Below are 21473 nucleotides of genomic sequence, written 5' to 3'. Positions count from 1 at the left end.
TGAACAAATACTACATTGTGATGTGGCGGCTATTTGCGCCCCATCTGGCCGTTGCTCCCGCAACGTTTGCCATTTCAGCTTTCCAACGTGTCTGAGCCAAGGCGTCCCATGGTCAACGTCGATACCAAGCTGTTGGTGATTTTTGTCGAGCTGCTCAGCAAGCGGAACGCCACGTATGTCGCCGAGAAGATGCACATGACCGCCCCGGCGGTGTCGCATTCGCTGGGCCGCCTGCGCGAGATCTTCGACGATCCTCTCTTTATTCGCGTCCCGCATGGCCTGACGCCAACACCCAAGGCGCTCGAGCTCGGTCCCAAGGTGCGCGAGATGCTCGACTTGTGGGCAGCCATCAACGAAGGCGATATCGCCACGTTCGATCCGGCGGAGGCCACGGGGGCGTTCAACGTCAGCTTTGCCGGTACGCTGGGCGATGCGTTGTTCGACCGCTTCCTGCTGCGCATCAAGCGCCTGGCACCGGGCCTGCAGGTGCGCCTGACCGAATCGTCCTCATGGGAGGCCGACGTGGCCGCCATGCGCGCCAACGAGCTGGACCTGGCGTTCTCGCCGTTCCCCACACGCCACCCGGAGATCATGGAAGAGGTCGTGACCTCTTTCAACATGTGGGTCTGCGCACGCAAGGACCACCCGATCCTCGCTGAGCGCTGCACGCTCGAGCAGTACCTCGAGTGCGAGCACATCTTCATCGCGCAGGGCAGCCCGGGCAACCGCGTGGCACCGTCGCTCATTCCGCTGGACTACGCGCTGCAGCAGCGCGGCCTGAAGCGCAACTCCACCATGACCGTGCACGGCTGGCGCACCCAGGCCGAGGTCGCGAGCCAGACCGACATGATCTTCACGGTCAACTCGCTGATGAAGGATCTGGTGTGCGATGCGTACAACCTGAACGCCTTCCCGTTGCCGTCCGAGCTTGAAACCGTGCTGGGCCTGAACATGCTGTGGCACCGCAGCCGCAACACGCATCCGATGCTGGTGTGGGCGCGTCACCTGTTCAAACAAGTGGTGGCCGAGTACACCGGTCAGGCATTGGGCGCACCCGCGCACTCACCGCTGCAAGCGGATGAGTCAGGCAAGAGCGGTAAGGGCGATGCCGAAAAGGAGGGCGAGACGCGGCTGTCCGTCTGACGTCCGCTGTGTTCCCGCCCCAATGAAAAACGGCCGCTGACAACGCGGCCGTTCTCTATTGTGGGCGGCGCTTCAACGCTTCGGGCGATGCGGGCAGGGCTCTTTCGTGCAATTGCCGTAAAGCGACAGCGCGTGCTCCTGCAGCGCAAAGCCGCGCGCCCGGGCGATGCTTTGCTGACGTTGTTCGATCTCGGCGTCAAAGAATTCTTCCACGCGGCCGCAATCGAGGCACACGAGGTGATCGTGATGCTTGCCCTCGTTGAGTTCGTAGATGGCCTTGCCGGACTCGAAGTTGTTACGTGACAGCAGCCCGGCTTGTTCGAACTGGGTCAGCACACGGTAGACCGTGGCCAAGCCAATATCCATATGCTCGGCGAGCAGGATGCGGTACACGTCTTCAGCGCTCATGTGGCGCTCTTCGCTGGTCTGAAAGATCTCGAGGATCTTCAACCGCGGCACCGTGGCTTTCAGACCGATATTCTTGAGGTCTGCAGGACTCGGCATGCGCCAGGCTCCCTAGAGTACAATGTTCGGATATTTCAATCATAAGGGTTTTGGCGGCAAAAGTCCTATTGGACGGGCTGAACAGGCATATGGAATGTGCCCGGGCCGTCGCCATCCCCCACGTACCGGGCCCGCCCCGGGACCGTTTCAAGGCCGATCGCTCATGACCTTTTCCGTTGCGCGCAGTCCTGTCCGTTTTGCCACCATCGCTGCCCGTCGCGGCGGCCTCGTACTGGGTGCCATGCTTGCCGCATCGGCATTGCTGACCGGATGCGGGACCTACGACAGCACCACGCGCAAGATCGCCAATGCCATCACGCCGTATCGCATCGACATCGTGCAGGGCAACTTTGTGTCGCGCGAACAAGCCGCGCAGCTCAAGGAGGGCATGACGCGTGACCAGGTGCGCTTCGTGCTCGGTACGCCGCTGCTGACGGACATGTTCCACGCCAACCGCTGGGACTACGTCTTCTCGTTCAAGCGCGGCAACACGAACGTTGTGCAGGAACGCAAGCTGACGCTGTGGTTTGACGGCGATCGTCTGGCCAAATGGGTAGGCGCCGATGATCTGCCGTCCGAGACCGAGCTGATTGCCGAGATCGACGGCATCAAACGCCCGAAGAAGGATGCCGCTGAGGCCGCCGCCGCTGCGGGTGCCGCACCGGCAGCACGCGCGCCGTCGATCCCGTCGGCTGAAGTGAGCGATCGCGTGCAGTCGACCACCGGCGCCAAAAACACCGTGGACATGACGCTACCGGAGCGCCGCACCGGTGGTGGCGGCACCGATGCCGCCGTTCCGCCGCCGGCCACCCAGTCGCAGTGACGCCCCGAAGGGCGGATTAGCCGAACCGGCAACCCATCTTCAAGCGAGCGGCGGACTGGTTCCGCCGCTTGTCCGTTGTACAGACCGCTTTCCATTTTGCTTCGACCGACATGAAAATCGCGATTGCAGGCGCCTCGGGCCGCATGGGCCAGATGCTGATCGACACCGTATTGCGTACCCCGGGTGCAACGCTGGCTGCGGCACTCGACCGTCCCGGCAGCGAAGCCGTGGGCCAGGACGCCGGCGCCAAGCTGGGCAAGACCACGGGTGTGATCGTGACCGATGACGTGCGCGCAGGGTTGTCGCAAGCCGACGTGCTGATCGATTTCACGCGCCCTGACGCGACGCTCAATCACTTGAACATCGCACGTGAGTTGGGCACTGGGGTGGTGATCGGCACAACCGGCTTCACGGCTGAGCAGAAAGCCAGCTTCAAGACCTACGGCGAGTCGATCGGCGTGGTCTGGGCGCCCAACATGAGCGTAGGCGTGAATGCGACCTTCAAGCTGATCGAGTTGGCCGCCAAGATCCTGGCGCAAGGCTACGACGTCGAGATCATCGAAGCGCACCACAAGCACAAGATCGACGCGCCGTCGGGCACTGCGCTCAAACTGGGCGAGATCGTTGCCGAGGCGCAGGGCACCAAGCTAGCCGACCGTGCGGTCTATGCACGCGAAGGCGAGACCGGCCCGCGTGAGCTCGGCACCATCGGTTTTGCCACCGTGCGCGGCGGCGACATCGTGGGCGACCACACCGTGCTGTTTGCCGGCGAGGGCGAGCGCATCGAGATCACGCATCGCTCCAACACGCGCCAGTCGTACGCAGAGGGCGCCGTGCGTGCGGCGGTGTTCCTGGCCGGCAAGAAGGGCCTGTACGACATGAACGACGTGCTCGGCCTGTAAGTTCGGTGCTAAAAAAGGGCTGCCGGCGGGCCTGTCCGGCGCCTTTTTGCCGCGTTGTCATCGCCCGGATAAGGTGGGAGGCGACGGTATAATCGGGCCCTTCTCGCGAATTTTCGTCATTCAATCCGGCCGCGCACGTTGATGCTGCGGCTGCAATCGTCCGGGACGCCGGGCGACCCATCACCATGCAAGACAAATACTCCCCGTCCGACGTCGAACAGCAAGCGCAGCAACACTGGCAGTTGCAAGACGCCTACCGCGTGACCGAACACGCGCGCGCCGCCGACGGCTCGGACAAGCCCAAGTTCTACGCCTGCTCGATGCTGCCGTATCCGTCGGGCAAGCTGCACATGGGCCACGTGCGCAACTACACGATCAATGACGTGATGACGCGGCAGCTGCGCATGAAGGGGTACAACGTGCTGATGCCGATGGGCTGGGACGCCTTCGGCATGCCGGCGGAAAACGCGGCGCTCAACAACGGCGTGGCACCCGCCGCCTGGACGTACGACAACATCGCTTACATGAAGAAGCAGATGCAGTCGATGGGCCTGGCGATCGACTGGTTGCGGGAGGTTGCCACCTGCAACCCCGACTACTACCGCTGGAACCAGTGGCTGTTCCTGAAGATGCTCGAGAAAGGCATCGCCTACCGCAAGACCGGCACCGTGAACTGGGACCCGGTCGACCAGACCGTGCTCGCCAACGAACAGGTGATCGACGGGCGCGGCTGGCGCTCGGGCGCGGTGGTGGAAAAGCGCGAGATCCCGATGTACTACCTGCGCATCACCGAGTATGCGGAGGAACTGCTGTCCGACTTGAACCCGCTGGGCTGGCCCGAGCGCGTCAAGCTGATGCAGCAGAACTGGATCGGCAAGAGCGAGGGCGTGCGCTTTGCGTTCCCGCACAGCATTCCCGGTGACGATGGCAAGGTGATCAACGACGGCAAGCTGTACGTCTTCACCACGCGCGCCGACACCATCATGGGCGTGACCTTCTGCGCTGTAGCTGCCGAGCACCCGATTGCCACGCACGCCGCGCAGACCAACCCGGCGCTCGCCGCGTTCATCGAAGAATGCAAGCATGGCAGCGTGATGGAAGCCGACATGGCGACCATGGAAAAGAAGGGCATGCCGACCGGCTTGACCGTCACGCATCCGCTCACGGGCGAATCCGTGCCGGTATGGGTCGGCAACTACGTATTGATGAGCTACGGCGACGGCGCCGTGATGGGTGTGCCGTCGCACGACGAGCGCGACTTCGCCTTCGCCAACAAGTACGACCTGCCGATCAAGCAAGTGGTTGACGTGAAGGGCCAGCCCTACGACACGACGACCTGGGCCGAGTGGTACGGCGACAAGGAACACGGCGTGCTGGTCAACAGCGGCAAATACGACGGTCTGAACTACAAGCAAGCCGTCGATGCCGTGGCCGCCGACCTGGCCGCCAAGAACCTCGGCGAAAAGAAAACCACCTGGCGCCTGCGCGACTGGGGCATCTCGCGCCAGCGCTACTGGGGCACGCCGATCCCGCTGATCCATTGCGAGAGCTGCGGCGTCGTGCCGGTGCCCGAGCAAGACCTGCCGGTGCGCCTGCCCGAAGACCTCGTGCCGGACGGCACCGGCAACCCGCTGGCCAAAGACCCGCGCTTCCTGGAATGCACGTGCCCGTCGTGCGGCAAGCCCGCGCGCCGCGAAACCGACACGATGGATACCTTCATCGATTCGTGCTGGTACTACATGCGCTATACGTGCCCGGACGGCGCCACCATGGTCGACGCCCGCAACGATTACTGGATGCCGATGGACCAGTACATCGGCGGTATCGAGCACGCGATCCTGCACCTGCTGTACGCACGCTTCTGGACCAAGGTCATGCGTGATCTGGGCCTGGTCAAGTTCGACGAGCCGTTCACCAACTTGCTCACGCAGGGCATGGTGCTCAACGAGACGTACTACCGTGAAGACGCCTCGGGCAAGAAGCAGTGGATCAACCCGGCGGACGTGGACGTGCAGACCGACGAACGCGGTCGCCCGGTAGGCGCCACGCTCAAGGCTGACGGCCAGCCGGTGGTGATCGGCGGCGTGGAGAAGATGTCGAAGTCGAAGAACAACGGCATCGACCCGCAGGCTCTGATCGACCAGTACGGCGCTGATACCGCACGCCTGTTCACCATGTTTGCCGCGCCGCCCGAGCAGCAGCTCGAATGGAACGACGCTGGCGTGGAAGGCGCCTCGCGCTTCCTGCGTCGTCTGTGGAACTTCGGTGTCGCGCACGGCGATGCGATTCGCTCCGGCCACGGCAATGGTGTGGTCGCTGGTGCGACAGATGCCGACCGCGCGCTGCGCCGCGAGCTGTACACCGTGCTCAAGCAAGCCAACTACGACTACGAGCGCCTGCAGTACAACACTGTCGTCTCGGCGACGATGAAAATGCTCAACGCGCTGGAAGGCGCCAAGGACGCCGGTGCCGATGCCCGCCGCGAGGGCCTGGGCATCCTGCTGCGCGTGCTGTACCCGGTGGTGCCGCACATTACCCACGTGCTGTGGGCGGAACTGGGCTACGCCAGCGTCTATGGCGATCTGCTCGACGCGCCGTGGCCGCAGGTCGATGAAGGCGCGCTGGTGCAGAGCGAGATCGAACTGGTGCTGCAGGTCAACGGCAAGGTGCGCGGCAGCATCGTCGTGCCGGCCGATGCCGACCGTGCAGCCATCGAGGCCATCGCCGCCAAGGATGAAGCGGTCCAGAAGTTTGCTGAAGGCAAACCGCCCAAGAAGATCATCGTGGTGCCCGGCCGTCTGGTGAACGTGGTGGCCTGATTGGCCGCCTCCCTCAAGGAACGCATGGTTATGTCGTTGTCCCGCAGTTTGCCCCGCCGTCGATTTGGCCGCGCTGTCATCGCCCTGGCTATTGCGCTGCCGGCGCTGTCCGCCTGCGGTTTCCACATCCGCGGGAATACCGACTTCGCCTTCAAGCGGCTGTACATCAACCTGCCACAGAACTCGCAGATGCGCGCGCAGTTGCGCCGGCTGATCGACAACGGCTCCGACACCGTCATCGTGTCGGACAAGAAGGACGCCGACGCGTTGCTCGACGTGCTGGCCGAAGACCGCGTGAAGACCATTTCGTCGCTCACGCCGCAGGGCGTGGTGCGTGAGTACCGCATCACGTATCGCTTCCGCTTCCAGTTGCGTGATGCGCACGACAACATGCTGATTCCGCCGTCGGAGATCACGCAGTTCCGCGATCTGTCGTACAACGAGACGCAGGTGCTGGCCAAGGACTACGAAGAAGCCGCGCTCTATCGCGACATGCAGGGCGACACGATCAACCAGCTCGTGCGGCGACTGGCTGCCGTGAAGCTGCCGTCGTAAGCGGCGGACACTCCGGTCATGCAACTGCGGCTCGATGCGCTCGAAGGGCACCTCAAACAGGCCAGTACCAAGGGTTTGGCGCCGCTGTATGTGGTGCACGGTGACGAGCACCTGCTCGTGCTGGAAGCCATCGATGCGTTGCGTCAAGCCGCGCGTGCCCAAGGCTTTACTGAGCGTGACGTGATGAGCGTCGAGCGCGGCTTTTCGTGGTCGCGCGTGACCGAGGCGCAGCAGTCGATGTCGCTCTTCGGCGACCGCAAGATTGTCGAGCTGCGTATTCCCTCCGGCAAGCCGGGCAAGGACGGCGGGGAGGCGCTGCGTGCACTGGCTGCGGGCACGCCCTCCGGCCCTGCGACCGACACCATCACCCTGATTACGCTGCCGCGCCTGGACTTTGCGACGGCCAAGTCGGCATGGTTTGCTGCGCTGGAAGGCGCGGGGGTATCGATCAAGGTCGATTCCGTGGACCGCACCAAGCTGCCTGGCTGGATTGGCGAGCGCCTTGCCCGCCAGCAGCAACGCGTGGAACCCGGCGAGCCCGGCCGACGTGCCCTGCAGTTCATTGCGGACCGCGTGGAAGGCAACCTGCTGGCAGCGCACCAGGAAATCCAGAAGCTCAGCCTGCTGCATCCGCCGGGTGTGCTGACGTTCGACGATGTGCACGATGCGGTGCTCAACGTGGCGCGTTATGACGTGTTCAAGCTGTCCGAAGCCATGCTGGCCGGCGATGTGCCGCGCCTCGTGCGCATGCTCGAAGGCTTGCGCGGCGAGGGCGAAGCCACGGTGCTGGTGCTCTGGACGTTGACCGAAGAAATTCGCGTATTATCAAAAATCGCCTCGGGCGTGGCCCAGGGCAAGCCGGCGGCTTCGATGCTGCGCGAGCTGCGGGTCTGGGGCGCACGCGAACGGCTGGTGCCGCAGGCGGCACAGCGGCTATCGCAGCGTGAGCTGGAAGGCGCGCTCTCCATGGCGGCCAAGCTGGACCGGCAGGTCAAGGGCTTGCGAGAGCCATCGCTGCCAGCCGAACCCTGGGATGGCCTGCTGCAACTGGCGATGCGTATCGCGCGGCCCGGTAGTCTCCCGGTGACAGCCTGATACGCACCCGCACCCGCATCGAATAGTCCTCTCATTGAATTCGCCGGCGCATTGGCCGGCCGCGATCATCATGAAGCAGCTCGACGTGAACGAATACATGGCCCTGGTCGGCCGTCAGGCGCGTGCCGCCTCGCGCGGCATGGCCCGTGCCGGTACCGCGCAAAAGAACCGTGCATTGCTGCACATCGCCGCCGCCATCCGCCGCGATGCCGCCAAGCTCAAAGAGATCAACGCCCGCGACGTCGAGCGTGCCCGCGCCAACGGCCAGGACGCCGCTTTTATCGACCGTCTGACACTCACCGACCGCGCCATCGCCACCATGGCCGCCGGCCTTGAGCAGATCGCCGCGCTGGCGGACCCGATTGGCGAGATCAGCAACATGAAATTCCGCCCGACCGGCATCCAGGTCGGTCAGATGCGCGTGCCGCTGGGCGTGATCGGCATCATCTACGAGTCTCGGCCGAACGTGACGGTGGATGCGGCGGCGCTGTGCATCAAGTCGGGCAACGCGACCATCCTGCGTGGCGGCTCGGAAGCGATCGAGTCGAACGGCGCGTTGGCCGCGCTCATCGAAGAAGGGCTGGCGGATGCCGGCCTGCCGGCCAACGCTGTGCAAGTGGTGGCCACCACGGATCGCGCCGCAGTCGGCAAGCTCATCACCATGACGGAATTCGTCGATGTGATCGTGCCGCGCGGTGGCAAGAGCCTGATTGCGCGCCTGATGGAAGAAGCGCGCGTGCCGATGATCAAGCACCTGGACGGCATCTGCCACGTCTACATCGACGCCGATGCCGACATCGAGAAGGCCGTGCTCGTATGCGACAACGCCAAGACGCAGCGCTATGCGCCGTGCAACACGATGGAGACGCTGCTTGTTTCGCGCGACATTGCCGCGCGTGCGTTGCCGCCGCTGGTCAAGATCTATCAGGACAAGGGCGTTGAGCTGCGCGTCTGCCCGGCCACGCGGGCCACGCTGGAAGCCGCCGGCTTCGGCAACCTGAAGGACGCGGTTGAAGCCGACTGGCACACCGAATACCTCGCACCGATCCTGTCGATCCGCACGGTGGATGGCCTGGACGCTGCCATCGAGCACATCAACACGTACGGCTCTGCGCACACCGATTCGATCATCACCGAGAACTACTCGACCAGCATGCGCTTCCTGCGCGAGGTCGATTCGGCCAGCGTGATGATCAACGCGTCCACGCGCTTTGCCGATGGCTTTGAGTACGGCCTGGGCGCAGAGATCGGCATCTCCAACGACAAGCTGCACGCGCGCGGGCCGGTCGGGCTGGAGGGGCTGACCTCGCTCAAGTACGTTGTGTTCGGGCACGGCGAGATTCGCACCTGATCTGATATCCGCCACGCGCCGCCGAGAGCGGCGCGCATTTTTTTTACGGGACTGTTCGCATGCTGTGGGTCAAAGCGTTTCACATCGTTTTCGTGGCGTCGTGGTTTGCCGGGCTGTTCTATCTGCCGCGCATCTTCGTCAATCTGGCCATGGAAACCGAGCGCGCAGCCATCACGCGCCTGCTCATCATGGCGCGCAAGCTGTTCCGCTTCACGACCATGCTGGCCATCGTCGCGATCCTGCTGGGGCTGTGGCTGTTTCTGGGTTACCGCATCGGCATGTATCCGCCCAACGGCTGGATGCACGCCAAGCTCGCGCTGGTGCTGGTGGCGATCGGCTATCACCATGGCTGTGGCGTGCTGCTGCGCAAATTCGAGGCGGGCGCCAACAAGCGCTCGCACACTTTCTACCGTTGGTTCAATGAACTGCCGGTATTGTTGTTGTTGGCCATCACGATCCTGGTGGTCGTGAAGCCGTTCTGATTTTTTTTGGTTTTCCGATGGCAACTGCATACTTCGCGCCGTGCCCGCGTGGGCTGGAACAGGCGTTGGCCGATGAACTGGCCGAGATCTCCATCCGCCCCGAGGTGGATGAGCTGGCTGCGTTTGAAGTGGGCCGCACCGTACCGGGCGGCGTGCACTTCTTCGGCACGCAGGGTGCGGCGTATGCCGTCAACCTGCACAGTCGCATTGCTAGCCGCGTGCTGATGCGTTTGGCCTCGCGCGGGTATCGCTCGGAAGACGACATCTACGCGTTGGCCGCCGCGCAGCGCTGGGAAGATTACTTCACGCCCGACGAGATGATCCGCGTGGACGTGACCGCGCACAAATCGCCGCTGCAGAGCCTGAAGTTCGTCGGCCTGCGGGTGAAGGACGGTGTTTGCGATCGCTTCCGCCAGCGCACCGGTGCGCGCCCTAGCGTTGATACCGTCTCGCCCGACGTGCGCATTTACGCGTACCTGACCGAGACCGACTGCACGATCTACCTCGACACCACTGGCGAGCCGCTCTTCAAGCGCGGCTGGCGTGAAGAGAAGGGCGAAGCGCCGCTGAAGGAAAACCTCGCGGCGGGTATTCTGCGCCTGACCGGCTGGACGGGCGCTCACGGCGAGCCGTTCTATGACCCGATGTGCGGCAGCGGCACGTTCCTTGTTGAAGCTGCGCAACGCGCGCTGGGCATTGCACCCGGCAGCAAGCGCGCCTTCGCCTGCGAGTGGCTGCAAGACCATGACGCCAAATGCTTCAAGCGCTTGCGCGAAGCGGCTGCCGATGCGGCTAGCGCTTCCATGCGCCGTGCGCCGCCGCCGGTGGCCGGCGCCGATATCTCCACCGACATGCTGGCATACGCCCACGCCAACTGGCAGCGCGCCGGTCTGCCCGGCGAGCCGCTGCTCAAGCAGGTCGATGCGCGCTTCGGCAAGCCACCGTTCGATGTGCCCGGCGTGCTGCTGATGAACCCGCCGTATGGTGAACGTATCGCCGTGCGTGGTGCACAGGGATCGCGCCGGCGCCGGCCCGACGGTGAGGGCGAGGAAGACGGCACCGTGTTTGAACGCGCCAGCCGTGCCATGGGTGCTCCACGCGACGACACCCGTCGCCCGATGCGCGAGCAGCGCCAGCCCGAGCCGCTACCGCCGGTCGATCCGGTGGAAGAGGCGGCCGCCAACGAATTCGCCCAAGCCTTTGCGGGCACGCTCAAGCGCGAGTTCTCCGGCTGGAAGGCGTTCGTCTTTACCGGCGATCTTTCGATGCCGCGCCGCATGCGGCTGAAAGAATCGCAGCGTACGCCGCTCTATAACGGCAACATCGAATGCCGCCTGTTCCGCTTCGAGATGGTGAAGGGGGGGATGCGCGACCGCCCCGAGCGCTCTACAAAGGGCGACCCTGCTTCGGGTTCCGAAAACGACAACGCCGACGCGTAAGCATCGGCGTTGTACGAAAGGCCGCAGGCAGAATCAGGTGGCCTGCTGATTCTCCTGGAATTGCTCCATCCACCCCGCCAACTGGTCTGGTGTGAGTTGCGTCAGGTGATCAACCAAGCGCAGCTTGACGGTGGCGCCGTCGCGCTCGGCCTGGATCGCCCCGCCTTTGCCGTCAAGCCATAAAAGGTAAGCCAGCCACTTGGCATGCGCTTCCGACACCTTGTGCGTTGACGCAGTGTCCAGGAATTCCGTCAACGTGGTGAGGTCGGTGACCACCGCTACATCGCCACCGGCCGGCGAGACCTTGCCTTGCAGCACGTCGGTCAGCACGTCCAATGCCTGCGCAACAGGTGCGCTGTCGAACCGTGACGACAGGTCTTGATAAATCTGCCGCACCGCGTGGCTCAGCTCACCGGTGCGCAGGCTTTCCTCGCTGACGAGCTCGGTGTAATCCTTGACTGCCCAATCCGGTTGTTCCATGGCGTGCAGCCCGACGGCCGCCGCCGCGTGCAGGTAGTCGTTGACTGCGCTGAACGACGGCAGCCCTGACACCGCCAGATACAGCGTCTGCAGTGCACCGATGCGATGCGTGAGCGTCTGGCTCTGGCGCACGGTCATCTTCTCGCGCAGCAGGGCATCGCGTTCGCGGCGCAGGTCGGAAAACTCCAGTGCCTGTTTCAATTCCACGCGCAGGGCGGTGATGTCCCACGGCTTCTTGATGTAGCGGTGGATCTGCCCTTGGTTGACGGCTTCCACCGTATCTTCGATTTCCGAGTACGCCGTGGTCAGGATGCGCACCAGGTGCGGATAGCGCTCGCGTGCATAGCGCAGCAACTCGTTGCCGAGCTCACCGGGCATGCGCTGGTCCGACACGAGCACGCCCAGCGTGGCGGCGTGCTGGTCAAGCATGCGCTTGCCTTCTTCGACCGAGGTGGCGGTGACGACCGGCGCCAGTGAACCGATGGCACGGCCGAAGTAAGTCAGCGCCAATGTCTCGTCGTCCACGTACAGGATCTTGGGCGGGTTAGTGGGCGTGTGGCCCCCGGGATTGGTCATCCATCACTCCTCATAGCAAATGCGGTAAATGCGCAGATCATGTTCGGCGTGGTTCGTGTGCGTATCGTTGATGGTGTCATGGGAACGTCAGAGTCACGCGCGTGCCTGCGCTGGGTGCAGAGTCAATCGCAATCGCTCCCCCGAACGATTGCATGATCCGCGTACAGAAAATCATGCCCATGCCGTTGCCGCCTTCTTCGGCGCGCGTCGTCACGGGGTCGATGGTCAGCCGCTTGAGGACGTCCGGGGCAATCCCCGGGCCGTTGTCTTCGATGCGGATCATGTGGCGCACACCACTGGCTTCCGGCACGTTGCGGGCAATGATCTCCAGGCGTGGCACTTCGGTGCGCCGCAGTGCATGCAGCGCATTGCTCGTCAGTGAAGACAGCACCAGCATCACGCAGTTGGGCAATGTGACGATCGGGAAGTCTTGCTCCACGCGATACGACACCCACTCCCGTTGCGCACCCGTGAACGGGTACGTGTCGAACAGTGAGCGGATCAATCCGCTGGCGCTGTTGGGCGTGGCCGCCGTGCCGGGCTTGCCGTAGGTGTTGCGCACCGAGTTCAGGAACGAGGCGATCACCGACAGGCAGTAGCGCGCGTTGTCCTGCACGCGGTCTGCCGCGCGGCCGATTTCCGGCAGCGCTTCCGGCACGAACTCGGTCTGGTCTACGCGCATGCGGATGCCGCGCGCGAAGTTGGAGATGGCTGCCAGCGGTGTGTTCAGCTCGTGCGCGAGAAAGGCGAGCGTCTCGTCGATTGCCATCAGGCGCTGTGTGCGCAGCAGACGGTCCTGGCGCAGCGCCAGCGCCTCCTGCAACGAGCGTCGTACGTCTTCCGGTTTGTAGGGCTTCTCCAGGATCTTGAACACGCGGCCGGTGTTGACGGCCTGGATCAGCAGGTCCTTGTCGGCATAGGCGGTGACGAGGATGGTGGCGATGTCGCCGTACTCCGCATCAATGAAGCGCAGCAGTTCCGTGCCGTTGCCGCCGGGCATGCGAAAGTCCGTCAGCACCACGCTGATGCGCTCGTGCGCGTCGCGCAGCACAGCCTTGGCTTCCTCCACGCTATTGGCCGTCAGCACCTCGTAGCCGTCGCCGATGGTGCGGGCGAACCACTTGCAGGCCTGCAGCTCGTCGTCGACGTAGAGGATGGTGACGGTGTCCGGCGTGATGTCCATGATGCGTCCTACTCCGAGCGCGGCAGATCGAACGTGAAGCGTGCCCATTCGCCTTCCTGACTCGTCACGGCAAGCGTGCCGCCGTGGCGCTGGATCACGCTGTAGCTGATCGACAGCCCCAGCCCCAGGCCCTTGCCGACTTCGCGCGTGGTGAAGAATGGTTCGAACACGCGCGAGAGATTCTTCTCGGAGATGCCCGGGCCGTTGTCTGTCACGACCACGTGTAACCGGCCGTTGATCCATTCGGCTGCAATTTCGATGCGCGGGTTTTCGCGCTGCACCTTGTGCATGGCCAGCGCCGCGTTCGACAGCAGGTTGATCAGCACGCCGATGATGGCCGCTTCGTCACCGCGCACCAGCGTATCGGGCGGCAGCCTGCGTTCGACCGACACACCGCGCAGTTCGTGGCTCGTCAGGCGGATGGCCGAATCGATGGCCTTTTCCGCCAGGAAGGGCGAATCGGCTTCGCCTTTCTCGGGGCTGCGGTAGGCGAAGGTCTTCAGGTCCGAGACGATATGTTGCACGCGCTGCATACCTTCCTTGGCGTCGGTCAGGCATTCGAGCAGCATGGGGCTGTCCTTGGCGGTCGGGTCTTCCTGCGCCACGGCAATGGCCATCAGGCAGAAGTTGACCGGGTTGTTGATCTCGTGCAGCAAGCCAGCAGATAGCGTGCCGATGGCGGCCATCTTCTCCTGCTGCAGGAGCTGGCCCTTGATCTCAACGAGGCTGCTGTTGGTGCTCTCAAGCTGGCTGTTCTTGTCGGCCACTTCCTCTTTGAGCTTGAAGAGTTCAAACCGGCTGCGCTCATTGAAGTAGGTGCAGAAGACGCCCAGCGTGGAAGTGAAGATGAGGAACTGGGAGTTCACGAAGAACGTGCTGCCGGCCACGCTGGCCGGATCATGTGCCAGGCAGGCCACGAGATACAGCGTATAGGTGATGACCCCGAAACCGATGGTCTGCTTGGTGTTGAATGGCAGCACGCTGCCTGCCGCAAAGACAGCCAGGTGCAGGCCGGTTGCGTAGATCGAGTGGGCGCCCTCCGTGACGGAGATCATCCACGCGATCATGATCTGCGGGAAGCACAGCCAGAGCAGGGTCAGATACGAGAGCCGCTGTCTTCCCCATCGCGTTGGCAGGATCAGATAGACGACGAAGATCAGGAACGAGACAAAGACGCGTGCAAAGAAGAACGGCTTGAGACTGCCGGGGTAGGTGTTGTAGTCCAGCCCTGCGCCCATCAGCACCAGCACGATACCGACCAGCGCCGTGGTCCGGCTGAATGACAGTCGGAAGCCTTCTCGCTCGGCGCGGTAGAACGCGCTCTTCAGGGGATCACTTGCGCGCTCGGTCATCTAGATCACCGTTGCCTCGCAGAACACGTTGACACCGGTGGTGTCGACGTAGGCCTTGATGTCCCGGCACGCGTCGTCCGGGAAGGTGGCTGAGAGCTGTTGTTCATCCCGGTAGATCAGATACCACTCGAGCAGGTGCTCCATCGTGAAGAGCCGCTCGGGGTTGTTCGAGTGCACGTTGGTCGCCAGGATGCGTCCACCCGGACGTGTGCGCGTCGTGAAATAGGTCAGCAATCGATTGCAGACCTTGTCCGAGATGTAGTCGAACAGCCCCGCACAATAGACGGCATCGCAGTCGCGGACTTCCTCGGCCCTGCGCGCGGGGCGCTTGATGAGTTCATGCACCGACTGGTGAACGAACTCAGCCTGCAGCGTGGTCCCTCCTTGCCGGGCTGCTTCGGTCAGCCGGGCCTTCGCGTAGTCCAGCGTCTCCTGGCTGAAATCGATCAGCTCGAACTCAAGCAGATGCGGTTCTTCGAACTCCCGCAGGAAGCGCTGGATTTCCACCGCCGGGCCGCAACCAAGATTCATGACGCGGTATGTGCGCCCCTCGGCCTTGGCCTGCATCGCGAGCTTCTTGAGGAAATCGACCAGGATGTCGATGCGGTTTCTGTGCGCCTGCGCAACCTGCGCCTTCAGGAACGTAACGTTGATGATCTGGAAGTACGTGCTCGGTCCTTCCTGCGGGTCACCCAGAATCTGGTTGACCATCTCATAGTCACCCGCGTAGCCCAATGGCTTGGTGAACGTGCGGTAAACAAACGGCGAGCGCAGCAGCAGCGGATGCAGCGCGGTCTGTGCGAAGGCGCGGTGGGAGGGCGCAAGGCTGGCTTCGATGCCGGAGGCCTCCGTCTCCAGGATGTCCAGGTAGTGCTTGACCCGGAGCATCACCGGCTCGGCCAGCTCCATGAAGACATCGGTGCGCAGCTTGTTGTCTTCGCGTGGCAAGGACTTGGACAAATCGACTTGCTCGACCCAGCGCGAGACCTCGGCCAGGAAGGCGCGCATCTCGTTGATGACGATCTGGTACTCGCGCTGGATGCGGAAGCGTTCCTGCCAATCCCGCACGAACGTTCGCGCTTCTTCGCCGACAGAAGCGGGCGTGTCGGCCACCTCCGACAGCTCACGCCATTCGTCGATCAGCGTGAGCGAGACGACAGCGGTCAGGCCGGTGTTGACCAGACTGATCACCACCGCCTTGCCGAGGTAGACCTGACGCGTACCGATCTTGATCGCCAGGTCGGAGAGGACCTCGCTCACCTGCACGATCGAGTACGGGTTGTAGATCTCCATCACCAGGGCGCGCCGCTGCAGCGTAATGATGGTGCCGCGGACCTGCTGACCCTGGGAGTTGCGGAAGCTGACCGCCGGATCGATTTGGTTGGGTGAGTACACGGTGCGAATTTGCCGGAGACTTCAGGGAAAACGTCTGCCAAGCGGGACGCTCACTCCAACAACCGCGCGCCCGGGCCCGCACTGCAATTTCGGGCACAGCGAACACAGCACCGCCGCAGCAAGAGACCGCCGGGCATGCCATCGCATCAGTCGTGAAAGCGTGCTTGAAGCCGTCCGCTGGCCGCGCCTACCGCGCGTCGGCCTGGGGCGTCTCTCGCCCAAACCCGCTTCGAGAAGATCAGAGAAGGCGACCTGCCATTGCGAAAGCGATCATGCTTGCGCAACCTGCAGATCAACAGCGTGGCAACGGGAATCGTGCGACCGCAAACAGACTGGAACGATGCACTCCCCTGACATCCGCGACACGCGCCGAATTGGCGCGCGGCCCGCTGCTGCATCCCAAATCGTCTCTCAAGGAGAATCCCGCACAGTAATACTTTCGGAGCACCGGACCATACGTTGCCTGCCGACGCTCTCGCATCGCCATGATGCCGCAGCACTGCCACGGTTGCATCAGGGTGATTGCACCGGCGCATGCTCTGACGTCATGGGTGCCGGGTGATTCAAACGATTGTACTTGCCCAATGTGGCCCACACAATGTGGATTCCCGCAGTGCAGCACAAATCAGAATGTGGCGTTTTCAGCGCGGCTTGCGGCCGGTGAGCGCGTCCGGATCCTGCTTGTAGTTGGCGAGAAACTGGGTATAGCTATAGACCTGTGCGGGCAGCAGATGGCTGGGCATGTCGAACAGCGCGTAGTAGTACGGTTCGCGCCCCTGGCAGACCTCGGCGGGCAAGCAGTACTCCTTCCAATCTACGCAGGCTGGCGTGTACATGCCGTCACCGGGCCAGAAGAATGGGACGATCTGCTTGTTGTGCAAGCCTTTGAGCAGTTCGTCGGGCGCGTCGTAGGCCTCGGCGTTTTCCAGGTGCGTGAGCATGCTCGCGTTGGTCTCGATGACCATGAGCGTGGCGCGCCCATCAGCGGTGAGCAGCAGCACGCCGGCCGGATGCGGATACAGGTAATACTCGATGAAACGGTAGCGCGCAGACAGCTCGCGCACGAGCTGCGTGACCGCCGGGTCCGACAGGAAACTGAACGAGTGGCGCGACAGCAATTCGCGCAGCGTGCTCGACAGACTGCTGAAGTAGCGCATCTGCAGCGCTTCGATCTCGGCACCCAGGCGCTCGGCCATGGCTGGGTGATCCTTCTTGATGTAGCGGTCGATCAGCCCGTCGTTGAAACCCTGCACGGCGATGTTCTCGTCGGCCATACCGGTGAGTAGGATCGTCATGCACGGCAGCTCTTTGAGCTTGGCGCAGAACTCCAGCCCGTTCATGCGCGGCATAGAGTAGTCCACCACGATCACCGAGGGCTGCAGGAACCGATTCACTTCGTGGATCTGGCGGTAGACGCGGTCGACGTCAAGCTGGATGGTGCGGCGCTCGCTGGAGAAGGTGAGATCGTCGTGCGTCACGCGCACGGGCAGGAAGCCCGGCATGCGCAGCGAATGCCACTGGCGCAGCCACGCCAGCGCCTCGTCCGGGTCGTTGAAGGCCAGCATTGCCCGCGACGGGTCCATCTGGAACCCGAGGCTTTCCACGAACGACTGGCTGTCGTCGACCACCACAGTCAGGGTCGGATGGAAATAGACCGGCAGGGCGCTGTCCTGTTGCATACGTCGGGATGGCTGGAAAGAGGGCCGAAAAAAGGGAAAGAAGGGCAAACGAGGCAGCGCCGGCTGGTGTGGTCCGCGCTGCCCGTTAGCACTAAGTTACTGCCTGCCGCCACCGGGGGCAAGCCGAACGGGGGTGAACTGCTGCCGCAAACTGAGGGTGGGTTGATGGCAGTCAGCGTACGGTCTTACTCCACAGATTTCACCATGTCTTCCACCACCTTCTTGGCGTCGCCGAACACCATCATCGTCTTGTCCATATAGAACAGCTCGTTGTCGAGCCCGGCGTAGCCGGCGTTCATGGAGCGCTTGTTCACGATGATGGTCTTGGCCTTATAGGCTTCCAGGATCGGCATGCCGGCAATGGGCGACTTCGGATCGTTCTTGGCCGCCGGGTTGACCACGTCGTTGGCGCCCAGCACCAGCACCACGTCGGCCTGGCCGAACTCGCCGTTGATGTCTTCCATTTCAAACACCTGGTCGTACGGCACTTCAGCCTCGGCCAGCAGCACGTTCATGTGGCCGGGCATGCGCCCCGCGACCGGGTGGATGGCGTATTTGACCGTCACGCCCTTGTCCGACAGCTTTTCGGTCAGTTCCTTCAGGGCATGCTGCGCGCGTGCCACGGCCAGGCCGTAGCCTGGGACGATGATGACCGTCTCGGCGTTGCCCATCAGGAAAGCAGCATCATCCGGCGAGCCCGACTTGACCGGACGCTGTTGCCCGCCACCAGCGGCCGCAACGCCGGCGGAAGCCTCCGAGCCGAAGCCGCCCAGGATCACGTTGAAGAACGACCGGTTCATCGCGCGGCACATGATGTAAGACAGAATCGCACCGGATGAACCGACCAGCGAGCCCGCAATGATCAGCATCGGGTTGTTGAGCGAGAAGCCAATGCCTGCCGCCGCCCAGCCCGAGTACGAGTTCAGCATCGATACCACCACCGGCATGTCAGCGCCGCCGATGGGGATGATGATCAGCACGCCCAGCACGAAAGCGATGGCCGTCATGATGACGAACGGCAGCCAGCTCTGCGTCAGGAAGAACAGGATGCCGAAGCCCAGCATGGCCACGGCCAGCAGCAGGTTCAGCATGTGCTGGCCGGCAAACTGCACCGGCGCACCCTGAAACAGCCGGAACTTGTACTTGCCCGACAGCTTTCCGAAGGCGATCACCGAGCCCGAGAACGTGATGGCGCCCACGAACGTGCCGATGAACAGCTCCACGCGGTTGCCCAGCGGCAGCACGTTGTCGCCGGCCATCGTGATGCCGAAGGCCGACGGTTCAGCCACGGCCGCTACGGCAATACACACCGCCGCCAGACCGATCAGCGAGTGCATGGCGGCCACGAGTTCCGGCATCTTGGTCATCTCGACCGTGCGTGCCACGTAAGCGCCGATGCCGCCGCCGACCACCAGGCCGGTAAAGATAAGGATGAAGCCCGTGGACGAGCCGCTCTCGGTGCCGGCAAACATCTCCGCCTTGAGCTTGTAGATGAGCGCGAGGGTCGTAACAGCGGCGATGGCCATGCCTGTCATGCCGAACGCATTACCGCGCCGCGCCGTGGTCGGATGTGAGAGCCCCTTGAGCGCCTGGATGAAGCAGACCGACGCCAGCAGATACAGCAGGGTGACGAGGTTCATGCTCATTGCTTGGTCTCCCCGCTTGTGCCATTAGCGCCAGCTTTGGCCTTCGGCTCTTTCTTCTTGAACATCTCCAGCATGCGCTGGGTGACCAGGAAGCCGCCAAACACGTTGACTGCTGCCAGCGCCACCGCCACCACGCCCATCGTGCGGCCCAGCCCCGTCTGCGTCAGGCCCGCCGCCAGCATGGCGCCGACGATGATGATGGCCGAGATGGCGTTGGTCACGGCCATCAGCGGCGTATGCAGCGCCGGTGTGACGGTCCAGACCACGTGGTAGCCGACGTAGATCGCCAGCACGAAGATGATCAGGTTGATCACCGTGTGATTGACCAGCTCCATGAGTGCTCCTCCTCGCTTCTTGGTCGATGTGCCGAGCAGCCCCGCGTTGGTTGTTCTACGGGGCCGCCTTGGCACGTCAGATGTCCTTGATGGCCTTGATCTTGTTGCCCTCGCCCAGCAGCACGACCTTGGGCTTGTAGCTGGCGACTTCTTCTTCGTTCATCGGTGCGTAGGTGCAGATGATGAGCAGGTCGCCCACGTGTGCACGGCGCGCGGCGGCCCCGTTGAGCGAGATCTCGCCCGAGCCGCGCTTGCCCTTGATGATGTAGGTCGAGAAGCGTTCGCCGTTGTTGACGTTGTACAGCTCAATCTTTTCGTACTCGCGCATGTCGGCGGCGTCGAGGAGATCCTCGTCAATGCCGCACGAGCCTTCGTAGTCCAGATCGGCCTGGGTGACCGTCGCGCGGTGCAGCTTGGCGCGAAGCATGTTGCGTTGCATGAAGCTTTCCTTGAAACAGAGATGACTGAAACCAAAGCGCCACACGCGGCGGGGCGGGTGTTGCTGCGCCTGCCGCGGTCTCCTTTGTTATTTGGCGGTGCTCGTGGCAGCGGGAGCACGCACCACCTGGCCGGCCTGACTGAGCAGGCAGGCGGCCACGATGTCGTCTTCGAGGTTGATGGCGAGGCCACCATCCTTGTCGATGATCAGCTTGAGGAAATCCAGCACGTTGCGCGCATAGAGGGCGGAGGCATCGGCCGCCACCATCGACGCGAGGTTGGTATAGCCCACCAGCGTGACGCCGTGCTTGACGACCACGCGATCGGCTTCCGTCAGCGGGCAGTTGCCGCCTTGCGCTGCCGCCAGGTCGACCACCACCGAACCCGGCTTCATTGCCTGCACGGTGGCTTCGGACAGCAGCGTCGGCGCGCGGCGGCCCGGGATCAGCGCGGTGGTGATGACGATGTCGGCCTGGCTTGCGCGCGTGTGCACCAGCTCAGCCTGACGGCGCATCCAGTCCGGTGGCATTGGGCGGGCATAGCCGCCCACGCCTTGCGCGATCTCGCGTTCTTCGTCCGTCAGGAACGGCACGTCGAGGAATTTGGCACCCAGCGATTCGATCTGCTCCTTCACGGCGGGGCGCACGTCGGAGGCTTCGATGACCGCGCCCAGGCGCTTGGCCGTGGCAATCGCTTGCAAGCCCGCCACACCGGCGCCGAGGATCAGTACGCGCGCGGCCTTCACCGTGCCGGCGGCGGTCATCAGCATCGGCATGAAGCGCTGATAGTGGTTCGCGGCCACCATCACCGCCTTGTAGCCGGCAATGTTGGCTTGCGAGGAGAGCACGTCCATGCTTTGTGCGCGCGTGGTGCGCGGCGCGGCTTCCAGCGCGAAGGCGGTGACGTTCGCCGCAGCCAGGCGCGCGGTGTTCTCGTCGTCAAACGGGTTGAGCATGCCGACCAGCACGGCGCCGGCTTGCATCTGCGCAAGCTCCGCAGGTTCGGGTGAGCGCACCTTGAGCACGATCTGTGCGCCCAGTGCCTCGGCAGCGGTGCCGATCTTGGCGCCGACGGCCACGTAGGCCTCATCGGGCTGCGCGGCCGCCACACCGGCGCCGGATTGCACCGTCACCTGATGGCCTTGCGCCACGTACTTCTTGATCGTCTCCGGGGTCGCGGCAACGCGCGTCTCGTCCGCCCGCGTCTCCTGCGGGATGCCGATGTGCATCGTGTTCTCCTCGTTGTGGTGCGCGCAAGAGGTGAAGAAGGGCGCGCT

Annotated in this window: 19 protein-coding genes; 9 read left to right on the top strand and 10 right to left on the bottom strand. The window is 63.5% G+C overall.

Annotated features, from left to right (window positions below; all coding sequences use genetic code 11):
* Positions 1-108: 108 nt before the first annotated feature.
* A complete protein-coding gene (locus tag R2N11_RS15185; RefSeq protein ID WP_048933056.1) occupies positions 109-1143 on the top strand; it encodes a LysR family transcriptional regulator in 1035 nt (344 codons plus the stop codon).
* A gap of 72 nt (positions 1144-1215) precedes the next feature.
* On the opposite strand, the gene fur is transcribed toward R2N11_RS15185, so the two are convergent.
* A complete protein-coding gene (fur, locus tag R2N11_RS15180; RefSeq protein WP_021196003.1) occupies positions 1216-1647 on the bottom strand; it encodes a ferric iron uptake transcriptional regulator in 432 nt (143 codons plus the stop codon).
* A gap of 163 nt (positions 1648-1810) precedes the next feature.
* Between fur and R2N11_RS15175 the strand changes: the two genes are divergently transcribed.
* From R2N11_RS15175 to R2N11_RS15140, 8 genes are all read left to right on the top strand, one after another.
* Positions 1811-2470, top strand: coding sequence for an outer membrane protein assembly factor BamE (locus tag R2N11_RS15175; protein ID WP_316681601.1), 660 nt, complete (start codon positions 1811-1813; stop codon positions 2468-2470).
* A gap of 110 nt (positions 2471-2580) precedes the next feature.
* Positions 2581-3372, top strand: a complete 792-nt coding sequence (dapB, locus tag R2N11_RS15170) for a 4-hydroxy-tetrahydrodipicolinate reductase (protein ID WP_316681600.1) — start codon at positions 2581-2583, stop codon at positions 3370-3372.
* Between the two features lie 185 nt (positions 3373-3557).
* Positions 3558-6191: a leucine--tRNA ligase gene (leuS, locus tag R2N11_RS15165; protein WP_316681599.1), complete on the top strand. Its 2634-nt coding sequence runs from the start codon at positions 3558-3560 to the stop codon at positions 6189-6191.
* Between the two features lie 30 nt (positions 6192-6221).
* Positions 6222-6746, top strand: a complete 525-nt coding sequence (locus R2N11_RS15160; RefSeq protein WP_316681598.1) for an LPS-assembly lipoprotein LptE — start codon at positions 6222-6224, stop codon at positions 6744-6746.
* An 18-nt stretch (positions 6747-6764) separates the two neighbouring features.
* A complete protein-coding gene (gene holA / locus R2N11_RS15155) occupies positions 6765-7841 on the top strand; it encodes a DNA polymerase III subunit delta (protein ID WP_316681597.1) in 1077 nt (358 codons plus the stop codon).
* Positions 7842-7911: 70 nt separating this feature from the next.
* The gene (locus R2N11_RS15150) at positions 7912-9192 is read left to right on the top strand and encodes a glutamate-5-semialdehyde dehydrogenase (RefSeq protein WP_316681596.1); all 1281 of its coding nucleotides are present in this window, start codon (positions 7912-7914) and stop codon (positions 9190-9192) included.
* Between the two features lie 59 nt (positions 9193-9251).
* Positions 9252-9674, top strand: a complete 423-nt coding sequence (locus tag R2N11_RS15145; RefSeq protein ID WP_316681595.1) for a CopD family protein — start codon at positions 9252-9254, stop codon at positions 9672-9674.
* A gap of 17 nt (positions 9675-9691) precedes the next feature.
* Positions 9692-11113, top strand: coding sequence for a THUMP domain-containing class I SAM-dependent RNA methyltransferase (locus R2N11_RS15140; RefSeq protein ID WP_316681594.1), 1422 nt, complete (start codon positions 9692-9694; stop codon positions 11111-11113).
* A gap of 33 nt (positions 11114-11146) precedes the next feature.
* On the opposite strand, the gene R2N11_RS15135 is transcribed toward R2N11_RS15140, so the two are convergent.
* From R2N11_RS15135 to R2N11_RS15095, 9 genes are all read right to left on the bottom strand, one after another.
* Complete coding sequence (locus tag R2N11_RS15135; protein ID WP_316681593.1) at positions 11147-12169, bottom strand: response regulator; 1023 nt, start codon at positions 12167-12169, stop codon at positions 11147-11149.
* Positions 12170-12245: 76 nt separating this feature from the next.
* Positions 12246-13352: a two-component system hybrid sensor histidine kinase/response regulator PhcR gene (phcR, locus tag R2N11_RS15130; RefSeq protein WP_316681591.1), complete on the bottom strand. Its 1107-nt coding sequence runs from the start codon at positions 13350-13352 to the stop codon at positions 12246-12248.
* Positions 13353-13360: 8 nt separating this feature from the next.
* Positions 13361-14704: a sensor histidine kinase gene (locus R2N11_RS15125; RefSeq protein ID WP_199031287.1), complete on the bottom strand. Its 1344-nt coding sequence runs from the start codon at positions 14702-14704 to the stop codon at positions 13361-13363.
* Positions 14705-16099, bottom strand: a complete 1395-nt coding sequence (locus R2N11_RS15120) for a class I SAM-dependent methyltransferase (protein WP_199031286.1) — start codon at positions 16097-16099, stop codon at positions 14705-14707. It abuts the gene before it with no gap.
* A gap of 641 nt (positions 16100-16740) precedes the next feature.
* The gene (locus R2N11_RS15115; RefSeq protein WP_316681590.1) at positions 16741-17778 is read right to left on the bottom strand and encodes a response regulator; all 1038 of its coding nucleotides are present in this window, start codon (positions 17776-17778) and stop codon (positions 16741-16743) included.
* A gap of 185 nt (positions 17779-17963) precedes the next feature.
* Positions 17964-19424 carry an NAD(P)(+) transhydrogenase (Re/Si-specific) subunit beta gene (locus tag R2N11_RS15110; protein WP_316681589.1) on the bottom strand — a complete coding sequence of 487 codons (1461 nt, stop codon included), beginning with the start codon at positions 19422-19424 and terminating at the stop codon, positions 17964-17966.
* On the bottom strand, positions 19421-19759 hold the full coding sequence (locus tag R2N11_RS15105; RefSeq protein WP_199031283.1) for an NAD(P) transhydrogenase subunit alpha part 2: 339 nt from the start codon (positions 19757-19759) through the stop codon (positions 19421-19423). Before R2N11_RS15105 ends, R2N11_RS15110 begins: the two co-directional genes overlap by 4 nt.
* A 76-nt stretch (positions 19760-19835) precedes the next feature.
* A complete protein-coding gene (gene panD, locus R2N11_RS15100; RefSeq protein WP_199031282.1) occupies positions 19836-20198 on the bottom strand; it encodes an aspartate 1-decarboxylase in 363 nt (120 codons plus the stop codon).
* Between the two features lie 87 nt (positions 20199-20285).
* On the bottom strand, positions 20286-21425 hold the full coding sequence (locus tag R2N11_RS15095) for a Re/Si-specific NAD(P)(+) transhydrogenase subunit alpha (protein ID WP_021195986.1): 1140 nt from the start codon (positions 21423-21425) through the stop codon (positions 20286-20288).
* Positions 21426-21473: the final 48 nt, after the last annotated feature.

Source organism: Ralstonia flaminis (genome assembly GCF_958415495.1).
GTDB lineage: Bacteria > Pseudomonadota > Gammaproteobacteria > Burkholderiales > Burkholderiaceae > Ralstonia > Ralstonia flaminis.
This window is presented reverse-complemented; position numbering and strand designations above follow the sequence as displayed.

Excerpts from the sequence above, each read along its gene's own strand:
- R2N11_RS15185 (WP_048933056.1), top strand. The coding sequence starts at position 109 with ATGGTCAACGTCGATACCAAGCTGTTGGTGATTTTTGTCGAGCTGCTC.
- fur (WP_021196003.1), bottom strand. The coding sequence starts at position 1,647 with ATGCCGAGTCCTGCAGACCTCAAGAATATCGGTCTGAAAGCCACGGTG.
- R2N11_RS15175 (WP_316681601.1), top strand. The coding sequence starts at position 1,811 with ATGACCTTTTCCGTTGCGCGCAGTCCTGTCCGTTTTGCCACCATCGCT.
- dapB (WP_316681600.1), top strand. The coding sequence starts at position 2,581 with ATGAAAATCGCGATTGCAGGCGCCTCGGGCCGCATGGGCCAGATGCTG.
- leuS (WP_316681599.1), top strand. The coding sequence starts at position 3,558 with ATGCAAGACAAATACTCCCCGTCCGACGTCGAACAGCAAGCGCAGCAA.
- R2N11_RS15160 (WP_316681598.1), top strand. The coding sequence starts at position 6,222 with ATGTCGTTGTCCCGCAGTTTGCCCCGCCGTCGATTTGGCCGCGCTGTC.
- holA (WP_316681597.1), top strand. The coding sequence starts at position 6,765 with ATGCAACTGCGGCTCGATGCGCTCGAAGGGCACCTCAAACAGGCCAGT.
- R2N11_RS15150 (WP_316681596.1), top strand. The coding sequence starts at position 7,912 with ATGAAGCAGCTCGACGTGAACGAATACATGGCCCTGGTCGGCCGTCAG.
- R2N11_RS15145 (WP_316681595.1), top strand. The coding sequence starts at position 9,252 with ATGCTGTGGGTCAAAGCGTTTCACATCGTTTTCGTGGCGTCGTGGTTT.
- R2N11_RS15140 (WP_316681594.1), top strand. The coding sequence starts at position 9,692 with ATGGCAACTGCATACTTCGCGCCGTGCCCGCGTGGGCTGGAACAGGCG.
- R2N11_RS15135 (WP_316681593.1), bottom strand. The coding sequence starts at position 12,169 with ATGACCAATCCCGGGGGCCACACGCCCACTAACCCGCCCAAGATCCTG.
- phcR (WP_316681591.1), bottom strand. The coding sequence starts at position 13,352 with ATGGACATCACGCCGGACACCGTCACCATCCTCTACGTCGACGACGAG.
- R2N11_RS15125 (WP_199031287.1), bottom strand. The coding sequence starts at position 14,704 with ATGACCGAGCGCGCAAGTGATCCCCTGAAGAGCGCGTTCTACCGCGCC.
- R2N11_RS15115 (WP_316681590.1), bottom strand. The coding sequence starts at position 17,778 with ATGCAACAGGACAGCGCCCTGCCGGTCTATTTCCATCCGACCCTGACT.
- R2N11_RS15110 (WP_316681589.1), bottom strand. The coding sequence starts at position 19,424 with ATGAGCATGAACCTCGTCACCCTGCTGTATCTGCTGGCGTCGGTCTGC.
- R2N11_RS15105 (WP_199031283.1), bottom strand. The coding sequence starts at position 19,759 with ATGGAGCTGGTCAATCACACGGTGATCAACCTGATCATCTTCGTGCTG.
- panD (WP_199031282.1), bottom strand. The coding sequence starts at position 20,198 with ATGCAACGCAACATGCTTCGCGCCAAGCTGCACCGCGCGACGGTCACC.
- R2N11_RS15095 (WP_021195986.1), bottom strand. The coding sequence starts at position 21,425 with ATGCACATCGGCATCCCGCAGGAGACGCGGGCGGACGAGACGCGCGTT.